The organism is Modicisalibacter coralii (assembly GCF_004117855.1).
GTDB lineage: Bacteria > Pseudomonadota > Gammaproteobacteria > Pseudomonadales > Halomonadaceae > Modicisalibacter > Modicisalibacter coralii.
This window is the reverse complement of record NZ_QWBW01000012.1, coordinates 105,918-123,458: the sequence shown is the minus strand read 5'-3', so window position 1 is coordinate 123,458 and position 17,541 is coordinate 105,918. Positions and strand designations below refer to the sequence as shown.

Below are 17,541 nucleotides of genomic sequence, written 5' to 3'. Positions count from 1 at the left end.
CCCTGACAATGGTGGCTCAGCGAGCCATCTCGGCGAAGACCTGCTCGGCGGCCTCCAGCGTGAGGCGGATGTCCTCGTCGCCATGGGCGCTCGACATGAATCCGGCCTCGAAGGGCGACGGTGCCAGATAGACACCATGGTCGAGCATGGCGGCGAAGAAGCGGCGGAACTGCTCGACGTCGCAGGCCCCGGCCTGGGCGAAGTTCTCGACCGCCGACTGCGCGGTGAAGAAGACCCCGAACATGCCACCGGCGCGCTGGGTGATCAGCTCGATACCGGCCTCGGCGGCACGCGCCTCGAGCCCGCTGCACAACTGTTCGACCCGCGCGGCGAGCCGGCCGTGGAAGTCCGGTTGGCGAATCTTCTCGAGCAGGGCGATGCCCGCCGCCATGGCCAGCGGATTGCCCGACAGCGTGCCGGCCTGGTAGACCGGCCCCAGCGGCGAGATCTTCTCCATGATCTCGCGCTTGCCGCCGAAGGCACCCACCGGCATGCCGCCACCCACGATCTTGCCCAGACAGGTCAGATCGGGCGTCACCGCATAGTGCGCCTGGGCGCCACCCAGGGCGACCCGGAAGCCGGTCATCACCTCGTCGAAGATCAGCACGCCGGCGTGACGATCGCAGACCTCGCGCAATGCCTCGAGAAAGCCCGGCACCGGCGGAATGCAGTTCATGTTGCCGGCCACCGGCTCGACGATCACCCCGGCGATCTCGTCGCCGATCTCGGCGAAACACGCCTCGAGCGCCGCGATGTCGTTGTAGGGCAGGGTGACGGTATGTTCCGCCAGCGACGCGGGGACGCCCGGGGAACTCGGCTCGCCGTGGGTCAGGGCCCCGGAACCCGCCTTGACCAGCAGCGAGTCGGAATGGCCGTGGTAGTTGCCCTCGAACTTGACGATCTTGTCGCGTCCGGTATAGCCCCGCGCCAGACGGATCGCCGACATGGTCGCCTCGGTGCCGGAGTTGACCATGCGCACCATCTCGATCGACGGCATGATCTCGCAGATCAGATCGGCCATGGTGGTCTCGATCGCCGTCGGGGTGCCGAACGACAACCCGGCATCGAGGCGCTCACGCACCGCGCCGAGCACGTCGGGATCGGCATGGCCGGTGATCATCGGCCCCCAGGAGCCGACATAGTCGACGTAGCGCTTGCCCTCGACGTCGAACAGGTAGGCGCCCTGGGCGCGTTCCATGAACAACGGCGGACGATCCAGTCCCTTGAAGGCCCGAACCGGGGAGTTGACGCCACCGGGAATGTGGCGACAGGCCCGTTCGAAGAGTTCGGCAGATGTGGTCATGTCGACCTCTCGTCTCTATGTGGATAACTCTCTGGACAGTTGGAATAACTGCCCGTTGAAGAACTGTGGATAACTTGCCTGGTCACGACAGCCGCCGGCGCAGTCGCCGCACGTTGACCGCCGGATCCCCGTCGCCGAAGACCGCATGCACCATGGCCACGAGATCGGCGCCGGCCTCGCGGGCCCGACCCACATTGTCGGCGCCGAGCCCGCCGATCGCCACCCGCGGCAGGTCGAAGCGCGCCGCCTCGGCCAGCAGGCCAAGATCGGCGGGCGGCGCCTCGGGCTTGGTACGCGACGTGAAGAAGCGTCCGAAGGCCAGATAGCTCGCGCCCTCGCCGGCGGCGCGCTCGGCCAGATCGAGCCGGGCGTGGCAGGTGGCGCCGACGATCGCCGCGTCGCCCAGCTGCCGCCGGGCGACGGCGACGGGGGTATCCTCCTGGCCCAGATGCACGCCGACGTTGGCGAATCCCGCCTCGCGCAGTTCCCGCGCCAGGTCCAGATCGTCGTTGACGATCAGCGGCACCCCGTGTTGCCGACACAGCGTCGCCAGGGCCTCGGCCTGGTGACGCCGTCGCGGGGCGTCCCGAGACTTGTCGCGATACTGCAGCAGCGCCAGGCCCCCGCGCAGCGCGGCATCGCAGGCCGCCACCAGGCGGGCGTCGTCCGGCAACAGGTCGGCGTCGGTGATCGCGTAGACGCCGGACCGCCAGGCACGGGTCATGGACCTTCCTCCAGCGTGAACGGTGTCGGTTGCTGCCAGAGCCGCCGCGGCAGTGCCTGACCGCTTCCCGGCTGCCAACCGTGGCGCAGGCTCTGCCAGGTATAGCGCTGGGCCTGTTCGCAGGCCGCCACCAGTCGCTCGCCGACCGCCAGCCGCGCCGCCAGGGCCGAGGCCAGTGTACAGCCCGAGCCATGATAGCGCCCCGGCAGTCGCGGCCACTGCCACTGCCGGCTGGTATCCGGCGTGTGCAGGGTGTGGACGACCCGGTCGTCGGCACTGCCGGGGGCCGGCTGGTCGGTGCCGGTGATCAGCAGCGCCTGACAGCCCAGCGCCAGCAGTTCCACCGCCTGCCGGGTATCGTCGCCGTCGACACCGGCCAGCTGCGCCAGCTCCTGGCGGTTGGGGGTGAGCAGATCGGTGAGCGGCAGCAGGCGGCGGCGCATCTCGTCGATCAGCGCGGCATCGCTCAGGGTGCTGCCACCGCCGGCGCGCAGCACCGGATCGACGACCAGCGGCACGCCGGGGCAGGCCCGGGCGATATCCTCGATGGCCTCGAGGGTCGGCTCGTCGGCGATCAGGCCGACCTTGATCGCCGCCACCTCGAACTCGTCGAGCAGCGGCCAGACCGCATCGCGAACGGCATCGGCCGGACAGGGCATGACCCGCAGCACGTCGTGGGTGGTCTGCACGGTCAGGCTGGTGGGCACGGTCAACGGCCAGGCGCCGCAGGCGGCGATCGCCTCGGCATCGGCGACCAGACCGGCCCCGCCGGTCGGGTCGTGCCCGGCCAGGACCAGTACCACGGGAAGCTTGGCACTGGGCATCAGAACGGTTTCACCACGGCCAGGAACACGATCAGCAACAGCCCGATGGTGGGGAGCTCGTTGAACATCCGGAAGAAGCGATGCGACTTGTCGCAGGTGCCCGCGGCCAGCCGCTTCATGTAAGCCAGGCACACGTGATGATAGCCGATCAGCGCCACCACCAGCGCCAGCTTGGCGTGCATCCAGCCCTGGCTCAGAAAGCCCGGCACCAGGTAGAGCAGCCAGCCGCCCAACACCAGTACCGCGATCATCGACGGGGTCATGATGCCGCGGTAGAGCTTGCGCTCCATGACCTTGAAATACTCGATGGCCTGGGTATCGCCCTTGTCACGCGCCGTGGCGTGATAGACGAACAGCCGCGGCAGGTAGAAGAGCGCCGCGAACCAGGTCACCACGGCGATCAGGTGCAACGCTTTTATCCACAGGTACATCGAAAATCCTCGTTATCCACAGTGTCGGGGGGGTACGTGTCTTCAGCGCTTGTAGCGGTAGTAGTTCTCGATCGCGTCCCGGGTGATGATACCGGAAATCTTCTGGATCATCGGCGCGGTGGTGTGCTGGACGTAGAGCGCATCCACCCCGTAGTCATTGAGTCGGTCGAAGGCCTCGCTGAGCGTCGCCTGGAGATGGATCGGCGCCAGTTCCAGGCGCTGTCCCGGGATCTCCAGCAGATCGAGTGCCGCGTCCTCGACCAGATTCTCGTCGAGCAGGGCGCGGGCCAGATCGGCGGCCTTGAGCGCCAGCGGTGTCTTCTCCTCGCTGGAGCGGGTGATCACCAGCCAGGTGGGCTTGTCGTCGAGCAGCTTGCGGGCTTGCTCCGGCGTGATCATGCGCTGGGTCCGCGCCACGCTGCGCTCCATCACCGCGGGTACCGCCACCCGCGACAGTGCCTGCATGAGCGGCTGCTGCAGCGGGTGCAGGCCGTGCTGGGTCATGGTCACGAACAGCCCATGGCAGTGGCAGATCTGCCGCGACGTCAGCCCGGCGACCACCACCGCCAGCATGCCGGGCAGGATGATGTTGGGGTTGTGAGTCAGCTCGAGCAGTGCCATCAGCGCCGCCAGCGGGGCCTGGAGCACGGCACCCATCATTGCCGCCATGCCCAGCATGGCATAGAACCCCGGGTCGGAAGCCACCTGCGGCCATGCCCAGTTGCCGGCCATGCCGCAGATCGCCCCCGCCGCCGCACCGATCACCAGTACCGGCCCGATGATGCCGACGGGGATCCCGCAGGCGAAGGTGAAGGCCGTGAGCAACAGCTTGCCGATGACGATGGCGAACAGCACGTCGAGCGCCAGACTGCCGTCGAGCGAGGCCGCGAGGCTGTCGTAGCCGATCCCCTGGACCTGGGGATACCACCAGGCGACCGCCGCCACGGCCAGCCCCGGCACCAGCAGACGCAGGCCCAGCGGCCACTTGGCGAACAGCGTGCCGCGCTGGGCGATGCGGATGAACAGCCCGGCGAGCAGGCCGATCAGCAGGGCGCTGACCGCGATCCACGGCAGGTTGAGCAAGGATCCCAGCTTGACGCTGGGCACCTGGAAGGCCGGCTCGGCGCCGTAGGCCAGCTGAGCGACCACCGCCCCCATGGTCGAGGCGAGGATCACCGGCATGAAGCCGGCGATCGTGTACTCCATGATCACCACTTCCATGGCGAAGATCACCCCCGAGACCGGGGTATTGAACGAGGCCGAGATGGCCGCCGCGGTCCCGCAGCCGACCAGCACGCGCAGGCTGTTGTGAGGCAGGCGCAGACGCTGACCGATGCCGCTGGCCGCCGCCGCACCGAGGTGGATCGCCGGCCCCTCGCGCCCGGCGGAGAGCCCGCCGAGCACCGAGACCACCCCCACCCACCACTGGTTGATCCAGTTGCGCAGCGGCAGCCGGCCCTGGTGGTAGGTCAGGCGCTCGATGACATGGCCCACCCCCAGCTTGCGGGCATTGCTCGGCTGGGGCCAGAAACAGGCGATGATCAGCAACGATGCGACCACCGGCAACAGGGCGCGCCAGACGGGTGCAAGGGCCTCGAAGGCCTCCGAGTCGCCGTCGGGCATGAACGCCCAGGCACCCAGCTTGAGCAGCAGGCGAAACGCCACCATCAAGCCCCCGGTGAGCAGACCCGCCGCCACCCCCAGCAGGCACAGTTGCGGCATGGCGTCGACACTGGCCAGCTGGCGTCGGAATCGCTCGAGACTCAGATCGGGAAAGGGACGCACGCCGCACGGTTCCTCTTTGACGGGAGTATCGTTCGCCGCATTCGGCCCGATGTCGGCGGAGGCCGGGCGGGTCGGCGGTCGGTCACGGATGGACTATCATACCCGCAGGAACGCCTGTCGGCTCAAGGCGACGTGGGATGAAGGCGGCGGCGTTGCCGATCGCACACTAAAGTTGACCCTTTTGCTAGGGATTAGGGATAATTCCTCTCAACGCTTCCCCGACCATGGAGAATTCGCCATGAGCGATGCCGCTTCCTTCGCTCCCACGCCGCTGATGCTCACCGAATCGGCCGTGCGTCGACTCAAGGCGCTGGCCGACGAAGAAGGCAACCCGGCTCTCAAGCTGCGCGTCTACGTCACCGGCGGGGGCTGTTCCGGCTTCCAGTACGGTTTCGACTTCGCCGAGGATGCCGCCGGCGACGACACCCTGATCGAGATCGAGGACGTGGCGATGGTCGTCGACCCGCTGTCGTACCAGTATCTGGTCGGCTCGACGGTCGACTTCGAGGAGGGTCTCGCCGGCGCCCGCTTCGTGATCAAGAATCCCAATGCCACCGCCACCTGCGGCTGCGGCGCCTCGTTCATGGTCTGACCGGCGCCCCGCCGGTCTCTCCGCCCAGCCTCGCCAGCCGCTTCCCGCCGACGCCTGCCGCCCCCCCGCATCCCTCGCTTGACGCTCCCCGTGGAACTCGCCAAGGTAAAAGCGTGTTCCATCAACAAGATTCCAAACTGGGGAACGTCATGAACCAATCACTGCTCAAGTCGTTTTCGCTGGCCTCCGCCCTGACCCTGGGCCTGGGGCTTTCCTCCCTCGGCCAAGCCGCCGATACCGTCAATGCCGTCACCGACCCGAGCTTCGTGCCGTTCGAGATGATGGACAAGGACAGCGGCGAGATGGTCGGCTTCGACATGGACATCCTGCGCGAGATCGCCGATCGCGCCGGGTTCGACATCAACCTGCGCACCATGGACTTCAACGGCATCATCCCCGCCGTGCAGACCGGCAACGCCGACCTGGCGATCGCCGGCATCACCATCACCGACGAACGCGAGAAGATCGTCGACTTCAGCGATCCCTACTACGACAGCGGCCTGCGTATCCTGGTCCCCGCCGGCGACGACAGCGTCCAGGACCTGAGCGATCTGGAAGGCAAGCGGATCGGCACCAAGATCGGCTCGACCAGCTACGACTATCTGCAGAAGCACCTCGGCGACAAGGCCGATATCAAGCCCTACCCGGGCAGCGCCGACATGTACCTGGCGCTGATGGGCGGCAGCGTCGACGCGGTCTTCTACGACGCGCCCAACGTCGGCTACTTCGCCAAGACCAAGGGCGAAGGCAAGGCCCAGGTGGTCGGTCCGCTCTACGAAGGCCAGCAGTACGGTATCGCCTTCACCTCCGGCAGCCAGTGGCGCGAACCCGCCAACGAGGCCCTCGCCGCCATGAAGGAGGACGGCACCTACGCCGAGATCTACAAGAAGTGGTTCGGCGAGATGCCCGACAGCCAGTAAGCACGACACACGCCAGTCTACGGGGTCGGGTGGCCGCAACGCCCGGCCCCGTTGCGTTTTTCACCCCTGAAACGCGGCCCGCCAAAAGCTGGCGGACCGTAGCGGAGACTCCGACGTGGACGTCAATTTCCAGTTCGACTGGCAGGCGGCGATCGCCTCCATTCCCTACCTGCTCGACGGGATTCCCTGGACACTGCTGATCTCGTTCGGCGGCCTGGCCATCGGCTTCGTCATCGGTATCATCTTCGGTCTGCTGCGCATCAGTCCGCTGCGCGTGCTGCGCTGGCCGGCGGTGACCTACATCGAGGTCTTTCGCGGCACCCCGGTACTCGTCCAGGTGCTGTTCATCTTCTACGGCCTTCCGCAGATCATCGGCGGCCCCATCGACGCCGTCACCGCGGGCATCGCCGCCATCGCCCTGAACGCCGGGGCCTACATTTCCGAGATCGTGCGGGGCGGCGTGCAGTCGATCGAGAAGGGCCAGCGCGAGGCCGCCCTGTCGCTGGGCCTGTCGCGCCCCCAGGCCTTCCGCTACGTGATCTGGCCCCAGGCACTGCGGCGCATGATCCCGGCGCTGGGCAACCAGGGCATCGTCAGCATCAAGGACACCTCGCTGTTCTCGGTGATCGGCGTCGGCGAACTGGTCCGTCAGGGCCAGATCTACATCGCCACCACCTTCACCGCCCTCGAGGTGTATTTCATGGTCGCCATGCTCTACCTGGCGATCACCCTGAGTCTGTCCTTCGCGCTGCGCCTGCTCGAGCGTCGCGGCCTGGTCGGTCAATGAGGAGCCAAGGCGATGAACGATAAGCAACGCGCCCAAGAGACCCTGGCGGGCCAGAATGACCCCATCGTGCGTCTCGACAAGGTCAACAAGCATTTCGGCAGTCTGCACGTGTTGCAGGACATCGACCTCGCGGTCGCCCCCGGGGAGGTGGTGGTGATCATCGGGGCCAGCGGCTCGGGCAAGTCGACGCTGATCCGTTGCGTCAACGGCCTCGAGGAGTTCCAGAGCGGCCGGATCGAGGTCGACGGCAACCAGCTTTTGCCCTACGGCAAGAACGGCCGGTCGCTGCAGACCATCCGCACCGAGGTCGGCATGGTGTTTCAGCAGTTCAACCTGTTTCCACACCTCTCGGTACGCGACAACGTCACCCTCGCGCCGCTCAAGGTACGCAACATCAGCCGCGGCCAGGCCGTGGAAACCGCCGAACGGCTGCTCGAGCGGGTGGGGATCGCCGACCAGGCCGACAAGTACCCGGGCCAGCTCTCCGGCGGACAGCAGCAACGCGTCGCCCTGGCCCGCGCGCTGGCCATGGAACCGCGCCTGATGCTCTTCGACGAGCCGACCTCGGCGCTCGACCCGGAGATGATCGGCGAGGTCCTGGACGCCATGCGAGAGCTCGCCAACGATGGCATGACGATGATGATCGTCACCCACGAGATGGGCTTCGCCCGCGAGGTCGCCGATCGGGTGATCTTCATCCACAAGGGCCGGATCGTCGAACAGGGCCCGCCCGAACGCGTCTTCGACAGTCCCGAACACGAACGCACCCAGTCCTTTCTCGCCCGCGTCCTCAAGCACTGACCCCCTGCCCCGCGTCGTTCCCGGCGCGGGGCGGCTCCCCCGCCCGCTCTTCGGCCGGCTCCCGGAGGTTCACACCCGCGCCCGAGGGCCTGTGGACAAGAGTTTCGGCCAATCCACCTCGAATCTTCCACAACCCCCACGGTTGTCGGCCTGAAACGCCTCGACACCCGATGTTGACGACATCACGCACAGCCCCGGTATGCAGCGGTGGATAAGCCGGGGATCGGCGGCGCTGTGGACAAGGCCCTCTTTCATCCACAGGCCCGACGCAGCCTGTCCGCATGTCGTCGACCTTTTTTGCAACGCATCGTCAACATTGCAACGAATTGAAAAGTTGGTGGAAAAACCGCTTATCCACAAAAAATGTCCACACCAGTAGTCACAACCACAACAGAACTTCTCTTTTCTTCATTACATTGTATTTATTCAGCGAGGCGCAAAACGCTCGGCTTGGCCACGGTGTGGAAAACCCCTGACGGTTACCCACAGGGACGTTATACTGTGCGGCTTGTCGCTACTTGCCTGATGAAACCGACGCGCCGCAGGCGCAAGTCGAGGTACACCGTGGATTATCCCAACCGCTTTGACGTCATCGTCATCGGCGGTGGCCATGCGGGAACGGAAGCCGCACTGGCCGCCGCCCGCATGGGCTGTCAGACCCTGTTGCTGACGCACAACATCGAGACACTGGGCCAGATGTCCTGCAATCCGGCGATTGGAGGCATCGGCAAGAGCCATCTGGTCAAGGAGATCGATGCCCTGGGTGGCGCCATGGCTCTGGCCACCGATCGCGCCGGCATCCAGTTTCGCGTCCTCAACGCCCGCAAGGGGCCGGCCGTGCGCGCCACCCGCGCCCAGGCCGACCGCGTGCGCTACAAGGCGGCGATTCGCGGTGTGCTGGAGAACCAGCCCAATCTCACGCTGTTCCAGCAGGGTGTGGATGACCTGATCGTCGAGAACGACACCGTCAAGGGCGCCGTGACCCAGACCGGGATCCGCTTTCACGCCGAGACGGTCGTGTTGTGCACAGGCACCTTCCTCGGCGGGGTTATCCACATCGGGCTGGACAACCACACTGGCGGACGGGCCGGCGATCCGCCCGCCAATGCCCTGGCCCAGCGGCTGCGGGCCCTGCCGTTCCGGGTCGATCGCCTCAAGACCGGTACGCCGCCGCGGCTCGATGCCAAGAGCATCGACTTCGACCGCCTCGAGGAGCAGCCCGGCGATGCGCCGTCGCCGGTGATGTCGTATCTCGGCTCGCGGGACATGCATCCGCGTCAGGTCAGTTGCCGCATCGCGCATACCAACGCGCGCACCCACGAGATCATCTTCGCCAATCTCGATCGCTCGCCGATGTACTCCGGGGTGATCGGCGGCGTGGGGCCGCGCTACTGTCCGTCGATCGAGGACAAGGTCCATCGCTTCGCCGACAAGTCGAGCCATCAGGTCTTCATCGAACCGGAAGGCCTCGACACCCACGAGCTCTACCCCAACGGTATCTCGACCTCGCTGCCGTTCGACGTGCAGCTGCAGGTGGTGCGCTCGATCGAGGGGCTGGAAAACGCCCATATCACCCGGCCCGGCTACGCCATCGAGTACGATTTCTTCGATCCCCGCGATCTGCGCCACTCGCTGGAGACCAAGTTCGTCCACAACCTGTTCTTCGCCGGACAGATCAACGGCACCACCGGCTACGAGGAAGCCGGTGCCCAGGGCCTGCTGGCCGGGATCAACGCCGCCCTGCGGGTGCGCGGCGAGGCGTCCTGGTGCCCGCGGCGCGACGAGGCCTATCTCGGCGTGCTGGTCGACGACCTGATCACCCTGGGCACCCAGGAGCCCTATCGGATGTTCACCTCGCGGGCCGAATACCGCCTGCTGCTGCGCGAAGACAACGCCGACCTGCGCCTGACCGAGACCGGGCGGCGTCTGGGGTTGATCGACGACGCGCGCTGGGCGGCATTCACGACCAAGCGCGAAGCGATCGCGCGCGAACAGTCCCGGCTGTCCGCCACCTGGATCCAGCCGCGTTCGGCGGCGGCCGAGCAGCTCAATGCCAGACTGCCCAAGCCGCTCAACCGCGAGTACAACCTGCTCGAGCTGCTCAAGCGTCCCGAGCTCGGCTATGCCGATCTCGTCGGTCTCGACGGCATCGAGGCACCGGGCGTCGACGACGAGGCGGTCGCCGAGCAGGTGCAGATCCAGGCCAAGTACCAGGGCTACATCGATCGCCAGCAGGGCGAGATCGACAAGCTCAAGCGCCACGAGGCCACCCCGCTGCCGGCGAATCTCGACTACTCGCGGGTCGAGGGGCTGTCCAACGAGATCCGCGACAAGCTCGCCGCGGCGCGCCCCGAGACCCTGGCCCAGGCCGGCCGCATCTCCGGCGTCACGCCGGCGGCGGTATCGATCCTGCTGATCCATCTCAAGAAACGGCGACTGCTCGACGATAGCCGCGCGGTGAACGCATGACGCCGGAATGCGAGCGTCGTCTCGACGCCGGCCTCGCGGCCCTGGCCATCGACGTCGAAGCCGGGGCCCGACGGCAATTGCTGGCCCTGCTGGGCCTGTTGCACAAGTGGAACCGGGCTTATAACCTCACCTCGGTACGCGCCCCGGAAGCGATGGTCACCCGCCACCTGCTCGACAGCGCCTCGGTACTGTCGGCGGTGAGCGGGCCGCGGGTGCTCGACGTGGGCGCCGGTGCCGGCTTTCCCGGCCTGGTGCTGGCGATTCTCGCCCCGGAACTCGACGTGACACTGCTCGACAGCAACGGCAAGAAGGTTCGCTTTCAGCGCCAGGCGGTGCTCGAACTGGGGCTCGACAACGTTACGCCGGTCCAGGCGCGTGTCGAGCGCTTCACCGCCGAGCCGTTCGACCAGATCCTTTCGCGGGCCTTCGCCAGCCTGGGCGATTTCGTCTCTCTGAGCGATCCGCTGCTGACCGCCGAGGGGGAATGGCTGGCGATGAAGGGGCAGGCCTGCGAGGATGAGCTGGCCGGGCTGCCGGCATCTGCCCGTCTGATCGAGCGTCGTGCGCTTCACGTGCCGGGCGAGGACGCCGAGCGCCACCTGCTGCGCGTCCGCCGTACCGGCTAGTCGGGGACGCCGAGTCGGGGACGCCGGGTCGGGGGCGCCGAGCCGGTGTCTACGTCGTAATCGGCCGGGTGGCCACCAAGCCGGGCCCGTCGGGCTCATCGTCGAGTAAGGGAGTCTCGTTCGTGACCAAGATCATCGCCCTGACCAACCAGAAGGGTGGCGTCGGCAAGACCACCACCGCGGTCAATCTGGCGGCCTGCCTGGCGGCACTGGACCGGCGCGTGCTGCTGATCGACCTCGACCCGCAGGGACATGCCACCATGGGTAGCGGCGTCGACAAGCACGAACTCGACGGCAGCGTGCTCGACGTGCTGCTCGGCGAGAAGCCGGCCGCCGAAGTGATCCTCGACTGCCCCGAGGCCGGTTATGCGCTGCTGCCGAGCAACGGCGACCTGACCGCCGCCGAGGTCGACCTGCTCGACCGCGACGGGCGCGAGCGCTGCCTGCACGAGGCGGTCAGCGGCGTGGCCAGCGAATACGACGTGGTCCTGATCGACTGCCCGCCGTCGCTCAACATGCTCACCGTCAACGGCCTGACCGCTTCCGACGGCGTGCTGATTCCCCTGCAGTGCGAGTTCTATGCCCTGGAGGGGCTCTCGGCGCTGCTCGATACCGTCGAGCAGATCCAGGCCAGCGTGAATCCGGCGCTGCAGGTATTCGGTATCGTCCGGACCATGTTCGATAACCGCAACAGCCTGACCCGCGACGTCACCAAGCAGCTGCGCGACTATTTCGGCGACACCCTGCTCAAGGCGGTGATTCCGCGTAACGTGCGGGTCGCCGAGGCGCCCAGCCATGGCCTGCCGGTCACCAAGTACGCGCGCTTCTCGCGCGGCAGCCAGGCCCATCGGGTGCTGGCCAAGGAACTGATTCGCCGTCTGTCGCTATGACCCCGGGATCGTCTCAAGGAAAGCTCCATGACTCGTAAACGTGCCCTGGGCCGCGGCCTGGATGCCCTGATCGGTGCCAACGCCCGCCGTCGCGATCTGCTCGACGCCGATATTCAGCTCGATGCCCCCGAGACCGAGCCCGAAGCCCCCGCCGAACCGAGTGGCGAGGAGCGGCTGGTGCGTCTGCCGCTGGGCCAGCTGTCGCGCGGGCGCTACCAGCCGCGTCGCGACATCCAGCCGGAAGCCCTCGAGGAGTTGACCGACTCGATTCGCAGTCAGGGGGTGATGCAGCCGATCGTGGTGCGTCCGGTCGGCGAGGACCGCTACGAGATCATCGCCGGCGAGCGGCGCTGGCGCGCCGCCCAGCTCGCCGAACTCGACACCATCCCGGCGGTGGTGCGCGACGTCAGCGATCAGACCGCCCTGGCCCTGGCGCTGATCGAGAACATCCAGCGCGAGAACCTCAATCCCGTCGAGGAGGCGCTGGCGCTCAAGCGTCTGCTCGACGAATTCGAGCTGACCCAGCAGCAGGTCGCCGATGCGGTGGGCAAGTCGCGTGCCCAGGTCGCCAACCTGCTGCGCCTGCTGGCGCTGGATCCGGAAGTCCAGACACTGCTCGAACGCGGCGATCTCGACATGGGGCATGCCCGGGCGCTGCTGGTGCTGCCCGCGGCAAAACAGCGCAAGGCCGCTCACGAAGTGGTCAACAACGATCTCACCGTTCGCCAGACCGAGGCGCTGGTCAAGAAGCTGCAGGCCGGCAAGCCCGCGACGAAGACCACGGCCGCGCCGTCCGCCGACGTGACACGGCTCGAGACCCAGCTCGGCGACCTGCTCGGCGCCTCGGTGAAGATTCGTCACGGCCAGAGCGGCAAGGGCAAGGTGACCATTCACTACGGCAGCCTCGACGAGCTGGACGGCATCCTCGCGCACATTCGCTGAGCGGTCGCATCAATAGTTAGCCTGGTAAGCGGTTTTCTCCGACGTTCGTCGCGCTTTGGTCGTAGCCTCGCGGGACTTCGCGTGAATTCGCCGCAGGTTCGGTTGAAGGCGCCCCCCCGCTTCCCTATAATCCGCCGAGGTCCGGCGCTGGGGGCGCTCAGTGCACGATAAATCCGGTGGCTGCGGCCGCAAGACACCCGAAAATTTATGCCTGAACCACGCCCGGCCCAGATAAAACGACCCGGATTCGCGCGCCTGCTGGCCGCCCAGATGCTCGTGCTGCTGATCATGGTGGCGATCGCGGCCGGGACGGCAGGCGTGGCAGTGGCAGTATCGGCATTGCTCGGCGCCCTGATCGGCGTGGTTCCCAATGCCTACTTTGCCTGGCGCGCCTTCCGCTATCAGGGAGCGCGACACGCCAGGGACATCGTCAAGAGTTTCTATCGGGCCGAAGCCGGCAAGTTCGGTTTGACGGCGGCATTGTTCACCCTGGTGTTCATTGCAGTGCCTCCCTCAAACCCCGCTTTCTTCTTTGGCGCTTACGTGGCGACACTGGCGACGCAATGGTTGGGGCCCTGGCTGTTGCGTCGCGCGTCGTACACCTGACATCGAGGCAGTGCAATGGCAGCAGGCAACAATCTGACGCCGACGGCGTACATCCAGCACCATCTGCAGAACCTGACCTTCGGGTATCACCCCGAGCATGGCTGGGCGATGGCGCATTCCGCGCAAGAGGCTTCCGAGATGGGCTTCTGGGCGATCCACCTGGACACCATGGCCTGGTCGATCGGCCTCGGCGTGCTGTTCCTGTGGCTCTTCCGCAAGGCGGCCAAGGCGGCCACCACCGGCGTGCCCCAGGGGCTGCAGAACTTCGTCGAGATGATGGTCGAGTTCGTCGACAACTCGGTGAAGGAGACCTTCCACGGCAAGAGCAAGCTGATCGCTCCGCTGTCGCTGACGATCTTCTGCTGGATCTTCCTGATGAACCTCATGGATCTGGTGCCCGTCGACCTGCTGCCGATGCTGGCCCAGAAGATCGGCGTGCTGTTCGGCGCCGACCCGTCGCACGTCTACTTCAAGGTCGTGCCCACCACCGACGTCAATGCCACGCTGGGCATGTCGCTGTCGGTGTTTGCCCTGATCATCATCTACTCCATTCGTCACAAGGGGCTTTCCGGCTTCGTTGGGGAACTCACGCTGCATCCGTTCAATTCCTCCAACAAGCTGTTCCAGGTCATCCTGATTCCGATCAACTTCCTCCTCGAGGTGGTGACCCTGCTGGCCAAGCCGGTATCGCTCGCCCTTCGTCTGTTCGGCAACATGTATGCCGGCGAGTTGATCTTCATCCTGATCGCGATGATCGGGCTGTGGCAGTTGCCGCTGCACTTCTCCTGGGCGGTCTTCCACATCCTGATCGTCACGCTGCAGGCGTTCATCTTCATGATGCTGACGATCGTCTACCTGAGCATGGCGACCGAAGAGCATTGAACCGTTAACCCTTAACCCGCTAAACCACTTGACTGAAAACTGGAGTACACCATGGAAGCACAAGTTCTGGGCATGACCGCTATCGCCGTTTCCCTGCTGATCGGGCTGGGTGCCCTGGGTACCGCCATCGGCTTCGGCATCCTCGGCGGCAAGTTCCTGGAAGGCGCTGCCCGTCAGCCGGAAATGATCCCGCAGCTGCAGGTGAAGATGTTCATCGTCGCCGGTCTGCTCGACGCCGTGACCATGATCGGTGTGGGTATCGCGCTGTTCTTCACCTTCGCCAACCCGTTTGTGGGTTGAATCACGGTGGGTCGCAAGACCAACCGGGACTCTGACCACAAACTAGTGAAGCGAGAGGTGCTGGCGTGAATCTGAACCTTACCCTGATCGGTCAGGCCATAGCCTTCGCGGTCTTCGTCTGGTTCTGCATGAAGTATGTATGGCCTCCGGTCATGCAGGCTCTGCAGGAACGCCAGAAGAAGATCGCCGATGGCCTGGACGCTGCCAGCCGTGCCACCCGCGACCTCGAATTGGCCCAGGAGCAGGCCAGCGAGACGTTGCGCGAGAGCAAAGAACAGGCAGCCGAGATCCTAGAGCAGGCCCACAAGCGGTCCAACCAGATGATCGAGGAGGCGCGCGAGAACGCCCGCCAGGAGGGCGAACGCATGATTGCCAACGCCCGTTCCGAGATCGACCAGGAAATCAATCGCGCGAAGGAAGAGCTGCGTTCGCAGGTGTCGCGACTCGCCGTCGAAGGGGCGGAGCGTATCCTGGAGTCCTCCATCGACGAGACCAAGCATCGCGAGCTCGTCGACAAGCTCGCCGCCGAGCTCTGAGGAGGTGACCCATGGCTGAAACGTCTACCGTCGCCCGGCCCTATGCCAAGGCGGCGTTCGAGTTCGCGAACGCCCAAGGGGCGCTCGAGGCCTGGTCCGAGATGCTGACGCTGGCGGCCCGCGCGGTCGCCGACGACACGCTGCGCGAGCGCGTGCTGAACAACCCGCGGTTGTCCGGCGCCGAAAAGGCCGACGTGCTCATCGACGTCGGCGGCGATGCGCTCAGCGAGGAAGTCAAGAACTTCCTGCGGACCCTGGGGCAGAGCAACCGCCTGGCGGCGCTGCCGGCGATCGTCGAGCAGTTCGACCTGCTCAAGGCCGAGCAGGAGAAGCGCATGGACGTGACCATCGTCTCCGCCTATCCGCTCGACGCCAAGCAGGAAGACACGCTCGCCAGCGCCCTGGCCAAGCGTCTGAACCGCGAAATCTCCATTACCACTCAGGTGGACAGCGCCTTGCTGGGCGGCGTCATCCTGCGTGCCGGCGACACCGTCATCGACGGGTCGGTACGCGGTCGACTGGCGCGCCTGCGCGAGACACTTTCCGTCTGAGCTTGAGGGACATGGCATGCAGCAACTGAATCCTTCCGAGATCAGCGACATCATCAAGCAGCGTATCGAGAAGCTGGATGTCGCCTCCGAAGCCCGCAACGAGGGCACCATCGTCAGCGTGTCCGACGGCATCGTGAAGATTCACGGGCTGGCGGACGCGATGTTCGGTGAAATGATCGAATTCCCCGGCAGCGTCTTCGGCATGGTGCTCAACCTCGAGCGCGACAATGTCGGCGCCGTGGTGCTGGGCGACTACCAGATGCTCGAAGAGGGCATGACCGCGCAGTGCACCGGTCGTATCCTCGAGGTGCCGGTGGGCCCCGAGCTGGTTGGCCGTGTGGTCGACGCGCTGGGCAATCCCATCGACGGCAAGGGCGACCTCGACGCCAAGCAGACCGACGCGGTCGAGAAGGTCGCTCCCGGCGTCATCACCCGCCAGGGCGTCGACCAGCCGATCCAGACCGGTCTCAAGTCGATCGACGCCATGGTGCCGATCGGTCGCGGCCAGCGCGAGCTGATCATCGGCGACCGTCAGATCGGCAAGTCCGCCATCGCCGTGGACACCATCATCAACCAGAAGGGCAAGGGCGTAACCTGTATCTACGTCGCGGTGGGTCAGAAGCAGTCGACCATCGCCAGCGTGGTGCGCAAGCTCGAGGAGCACGACGCGATGGAGCACACCATCGTCGTCGCCGCCGGCGCCGCCGATCCGGCCGCCATGCAGTTCCTCGCGCCCTATGCCGGCTGCTCGATGGGCGAGTACTTCCGCGACCGCGGCCAGGACGCCCTGATCGTCTACGACGACCTCACCAAGCAGGCATGGGCGTATCGCCAGATCTCGCTGCTGCTGCGTCGTCCGCCGGGCCGCGAAGCCTATCCGGGTGACGTCTTCTACCTGCACTCGCGCCTGCTCGAGCGCGCTGCGCGCGTCAACGCCGACTACGTCGAGAAGTTCACCGACGGCGAGGTCAAGGGCCAGACCGGCTCGCTGACCGCGCTGCCGATCATCGAGACCCAGGGCGGCGACGTCTCGGCGTTCGTGCCGACCAACGTGATCTCGATCACCGACGGTCAGATCTTCCTCGAGACCGGGCTGTTCAACTCGGGCATCCGTCCGGCGATCAACGCCGGTCTCTCGGTGTCCCGTGTGGGCGGCAGCGCGCAGACCAAGATCATCAAGAAGCTGGGTGGCGGCGTGCGTCTGGCGCTGGCCCAGTACCGCGAACTGGCGGCGTTCTCGCAGTTCGCCTCGGATCTCGACGAAGCGACCCGCAAGCAGCTCGAGCACGGTCAGCGCGTCACCGAGCTGATGAAGCAGAAGCAGTACACGCCGCTGTCCATCGCCGAGATGGCGCTGTCGCTGTTCGCCGCCAACGAGGGCTTCCTCGAGGACGTGCCGGTGGACAAGGTGCTGGCTTTCGAAGACGCGCTGCACCACTACATGAAGGACGAGCACGGCGATCTTCTCGACAAGATCAACGAGTCCGGCGACTACAGCGACGAGATCAAGTCGGGTCTCAAGGCCGGCGTCGAGCAATTCAAGGCCACTCAGACCTGGTGATCCGTCGGGCC

Annotated in this window: 19 protein-coding genes; 14 read left to right on the top strand and 5 right to left on the bottom strand. The window is 66.1% G+C overall.

The genetic code is table 11. The annotated features are described in order from the left end of the window. Positions 1–16: 16 nt before the first annotated feature. The 5 genes from hemL to D0901_RS07920 form a co-directional block, all read right to left on the bottom strand. Positions 17–1,303, bottom strand: coding sequence for a glutamate-1-semialdehyde 2,1-aminomutase (gene hemL, locus D0901_RS07940; protein WP_129139764.1), 1,287 nt, complete (start codon positions 1,301–1,303; stop codon positions 17–19). 82 nt (positions 1,304–1,385) lie between these two features. Then, positions 1,386–2,027, bottom strand: coding sequence for a thiamine phosphate synthase (thiE, locus tag D0901_RS07935; protein ID WP_129139763.1), 642 nt, complete (start codon positions 2,025–2,027; stop codon positions 1,386–1,388). After that, the gene (thiD, locus tag D0901_RS07930; RefSeq protein WP_129139762.1) at positions 2,024–2,851 is read right to left on the bottom strand and encodes a bifunctional hydroxymethylpyrimidine kinase/phosphomethylpyrimidine kinase; all 828 of its coding nucleotides are present in this window, start codon (positions 2,849–2,851) and stop codon (positions 2,024–2,026) included. The genes thiE and thiD overlap by 4 nt, the downstream gene beginning before the upstream one ends. Beyond that, complete coding sequence (gene hemJ, locus D0901_RS07925; RefSeq protein WP_129139761.1) at positions 2,851–3,282, bottom strand: protoporphyrinogen oxidase HemJ; 432 nt, start codon at positions 3,280–3,282, stop codon at positions 2,851–2,853. The genes thiD and hemJ overlap by 1 nt, the downstream gene beginning before the upstream one ends. A 42-nt stretch (positions 3,283–3,324) precedes the next feature. Beyond that, positions 3,325–5,067 carry a chloride channel protein gene (locus D0901_RS07920; RefSeq protein WP_224418484.1) on the bottom strand — a complete coding sequence of 581 codons (1,743 nt, stop codon included), beginning with the start codon at positions 5,065–5,067 and terminating at the stop codon, positions 3,325–3,327. Between the two features lie 238 nt (positions 5,068–5,305). Between D0901_RS07920 and erpA the strand changes: the two genes are divergently transcribed. The 14 genes from erpA (at position 5,306) to atpA (ending at position 17,530) form a co-directional block, all read left to right on the top strand. Beyond that, the gene (erpA, locus tag D0901_RS07915; protein ID WP_129139760.1) at positions 5,306–5,659 is read left to right on the top strand and encodes an iron-sulfur cluster insertion protein ErpA; all 354 of its coding nucleotides are present in this window, start codon (positions 5,306–5,308) and stop codon (positions 5,657–5,659) included. A gap of 149 nt (positions 5,660–5,808) precedes the next feature. After that, a complete protein-coding gene (locus D0901_RS07910; RefSeq protein WP_129139759.1) occupies positions 5,809–6,579 on the top strand; it encodes a transporter substrate-binding domain-containing protein in 771 nt (256 codons plus the stop codon). Between the two features lie 115 nt (positions 6,580–6,694). Further along, the gene (locus tag D0901_RS07905) at positions 6,695–7,366 is read left to right on the top strand and encodes an amino acid ABC transporter permease (protein ID WP_129139758.1); all 672 of its coding nucleotides are present in this window, start codon (positions 6,695–6,697) and stop codon (positions 7,364–7,366) included. A gap of 12 nt (positions 7,367–7,378) precedes the next feature. After that, entirely contained in the window at positions 7,379–8,167 is a 789-nt protein-coding gene (locus tag D0901_RS07900) for an amino acid ABC transporter ATP-binding protein (RefSeq protein ID WP_129139757.1), read from the top strand. Positions 8,168–8,731: 564 nt separating this feature from the next. Then, positions 8,732–10,636, top strand: a complete 1,905-nt coding sequence (mnmG, locus tag D0901_RS07895; protein ID WP_129139756.1) for a tRNA uridine-5-carboxymethylaminomethyl(34) synthesis enzyme MnmG — start codon at positions 8,732–8,734, stop codon at positions 10,634–10,636. Beyond that, the gene (gene rsmG / locus D0901_RS07890; protein ID WP_129139755.1) at positions 10,633–11,262 is read left to right on the top strand and encodes a 16S rRNA (guanine(527)-N(7))-methyltransferase RsmG; all 630 of its coding nucleotides are present in this window, start codon (positions 10,633–10,635) and stop codon (positions 11,260–11,262) included. Before mnmG ends, rsmG begins: the two co-directional genes overlap by 4 nt. Positions 11,263–11,384: 122 nt before the next feature. Next, positions 11,385–12,152, top strand: coding sequence for a ParA family protein (locus tag D0901_RS07885; RefSeq protein WP_129139754.1), 768 nt, complete (start codon positions 11,385–11,387; stop codon positions 12,150–12,152). A 27-nt stretch (positions 12,153–12,179) separates the two neighbouring features. Beyond that, positions 12,180–13,094, top strand: a complete 915-nt coding sequence (locus D0901_RS07880) for a ParB/RepB/Spo0J family partition protein (RefSeq protein WP_129139753.1) — start codon at positions 12,180–12,182, stop codon at positions 13,092–13,094. 207 nt (positions 13,095–13,301) lie between these two features. Further along, positions 13,302–13,700: an ATP synthase subunit I gene (locus D0901_RS07875; protein WP_129139752.1), complete on the top strand. Its 399-nt coding sequence runs from the start codon at positions 13,302–13,304 to the stop codon at positions 13,698–13,700. Between the two features lie 15 nt (positions 13,701–13,715). Next, on the top strand, positions 13,716–14,582 hold the full coding sequence (gene atpB / locus D0901_RS07870) for a F0F1 ATP synthase subunit A (protein WP_129139751.1): 867 nt from the start codon (positions 13,716–13,718) through the stop codon (positions 14,580–14,582). 51 nt (positions 14,583–14,633) lie between these two features. Continuing rightward, positions 14,634–14,882 carry a F0F1 ATP synthase subunit C gene (gene atpE, locus D0901_RS07865; protein ID WP_011508579.1) on the top strand — a complete coding sequence of 83 codons (249 nt, stop codon included), beginning with the start codon at positions 14,634–14,636 and terminating at the stop codon, positions 14,880–14,882. Positions 14,883–14,947: 65 nt separating this feature from the next. Beyond that, entirely contained in the window at positions 14,948–15,418 is a 471-nt protein-coding gene (locus tag D0901_RS07860; protein WP_129139750.1) for a F0F1 ATP synthase subunit B, read from the top strand. 11 nt (positions 15,419–15,429) lie between these two features. Beyond that, positions 15,430–15,969 carry a F0F1 ATP synthase subunit delta gene (locus D0901_RS07855; RefSeq protein ID WP_129139749.1) on the top strand — a complete coding sequence of 180 codons (540 nt, stop codon included), beginning with the start codon at positions 15,430–15,432 and terminating at the stop codon, positions 15,967–15,969. A 16-nt stretch (positions 15,970–15,985) separates the two neighbouring features. After that, positions 15,986–17,530 (top strand): F0F1 ATP synthase subunit alpha, encoded by a 1,545-nt coding sequence (gene atpA, locus D0901_RS07850; RefSeq protein WP_129139748.1) that lies wholly within the window; start codon positions 15,986–15,988, stop codon positions 17,528–17,530. Positions 17,531–17,541: the final 11 nt, after the last annotated feature.

Excerpts from the sequence above, each read along its gene's own strand:
- hemL (WP_129139764.1), bottom strand. The coding sequence starts at position 1,303 with ATGACCACATCTGCCGAACTCTTCGAACGGGCCTGTCGCCACATTCCC.
- thiE (WP_129139763.1), bottom strand. The coding sequence starts at position 2,027 with ATGACCCGTGCCTGGCGGTCCGGCGTCTACGCGATCACCGACGCCGAC.
- thiD (WP_129139762.1), bottom strand. The coding sequence starts at position 2,851 with ATGCCCAGTGCCAAGCTTCCCGTGGTACTGGTCCTGGCCGGGCACGAC.
- hemJ (WP_129139761.1), bottom strand. The coding sequence starts at position 3,282 with ATGTACCTGTGGATAAAAGCGTTGCACCTGATCGCCGTGGTGACCTGG.
- erpA (WP_129139760.1), top strand. The coding sequence starts at position 5,306 with ATGAGCGATGCCGCTTCCTTCGCTCCCACGCCGCTGATGCTCACCGAA.
- D0901_RS07910 (WP_129139759.1), top strand. The coding sequence starts at position 5,809 with ATGAACCAATCACTGCTCAAGTCGTTTTCGCTGGCCTCCGCCCTGACC.
- D0901_RS07900 (WP_129139757.1), top strand. The coding sequence starts at position 7,379 with ATGAACGATAAGCAACGCGCCCAAGAGACCCTGGCGGGCCAGAATGAC.
- rsmG (WP_129139755.1), top strand. The coding sequence starts at position 10,633 with ATGACGCCGGAATGCGAGCGTCGTCTCGACGCCGGCCTCGCGGCCCTG.
- D0901_RS07880 (WP_129139753.1), top strand. The coding sequence starts at position 12,180 with ATGACTCGTAAACGTGCCCTGGGCCGCGGCCTGGATGCCCTGATCGGT.
- D0901_RS07875 (WP_129139752.1), top strand. The coding sequence starts at position 13,302 with ATGCCTGAACCACGCCCGGCCCAGATAAAACGACCCGGATTCGCGCGC.
- atpB (WP_129139751.1), top strand. The coding sequence starts at position 13,716 with ATGGCAGCAGGCAACAATCTGACGCCGACGGCGTACATCCAGCACCAT.
- atpE (WP_011508579.1), top strand. The coding sequence starts at position 14,634 with ATGGAAGCACAAGTTCTGGGCATGACCGCTATCGCCGTTTCCCTGCTG.
- D0901_RS07855 (WP_129139749.1), top strand. The coding sequence starts at position 15,430 with ATGGCTGAAACGTCTACCGTCGCCCGGCCCTATGCCAAGGCGGCGTTC.
- atpA (WP_129139748.1), top strand. The coding sequence starts at position 15,986 with ATGCAGCAACTGAATCCTTCCGAGATCAGCGACATCATCAAGCAGCGT.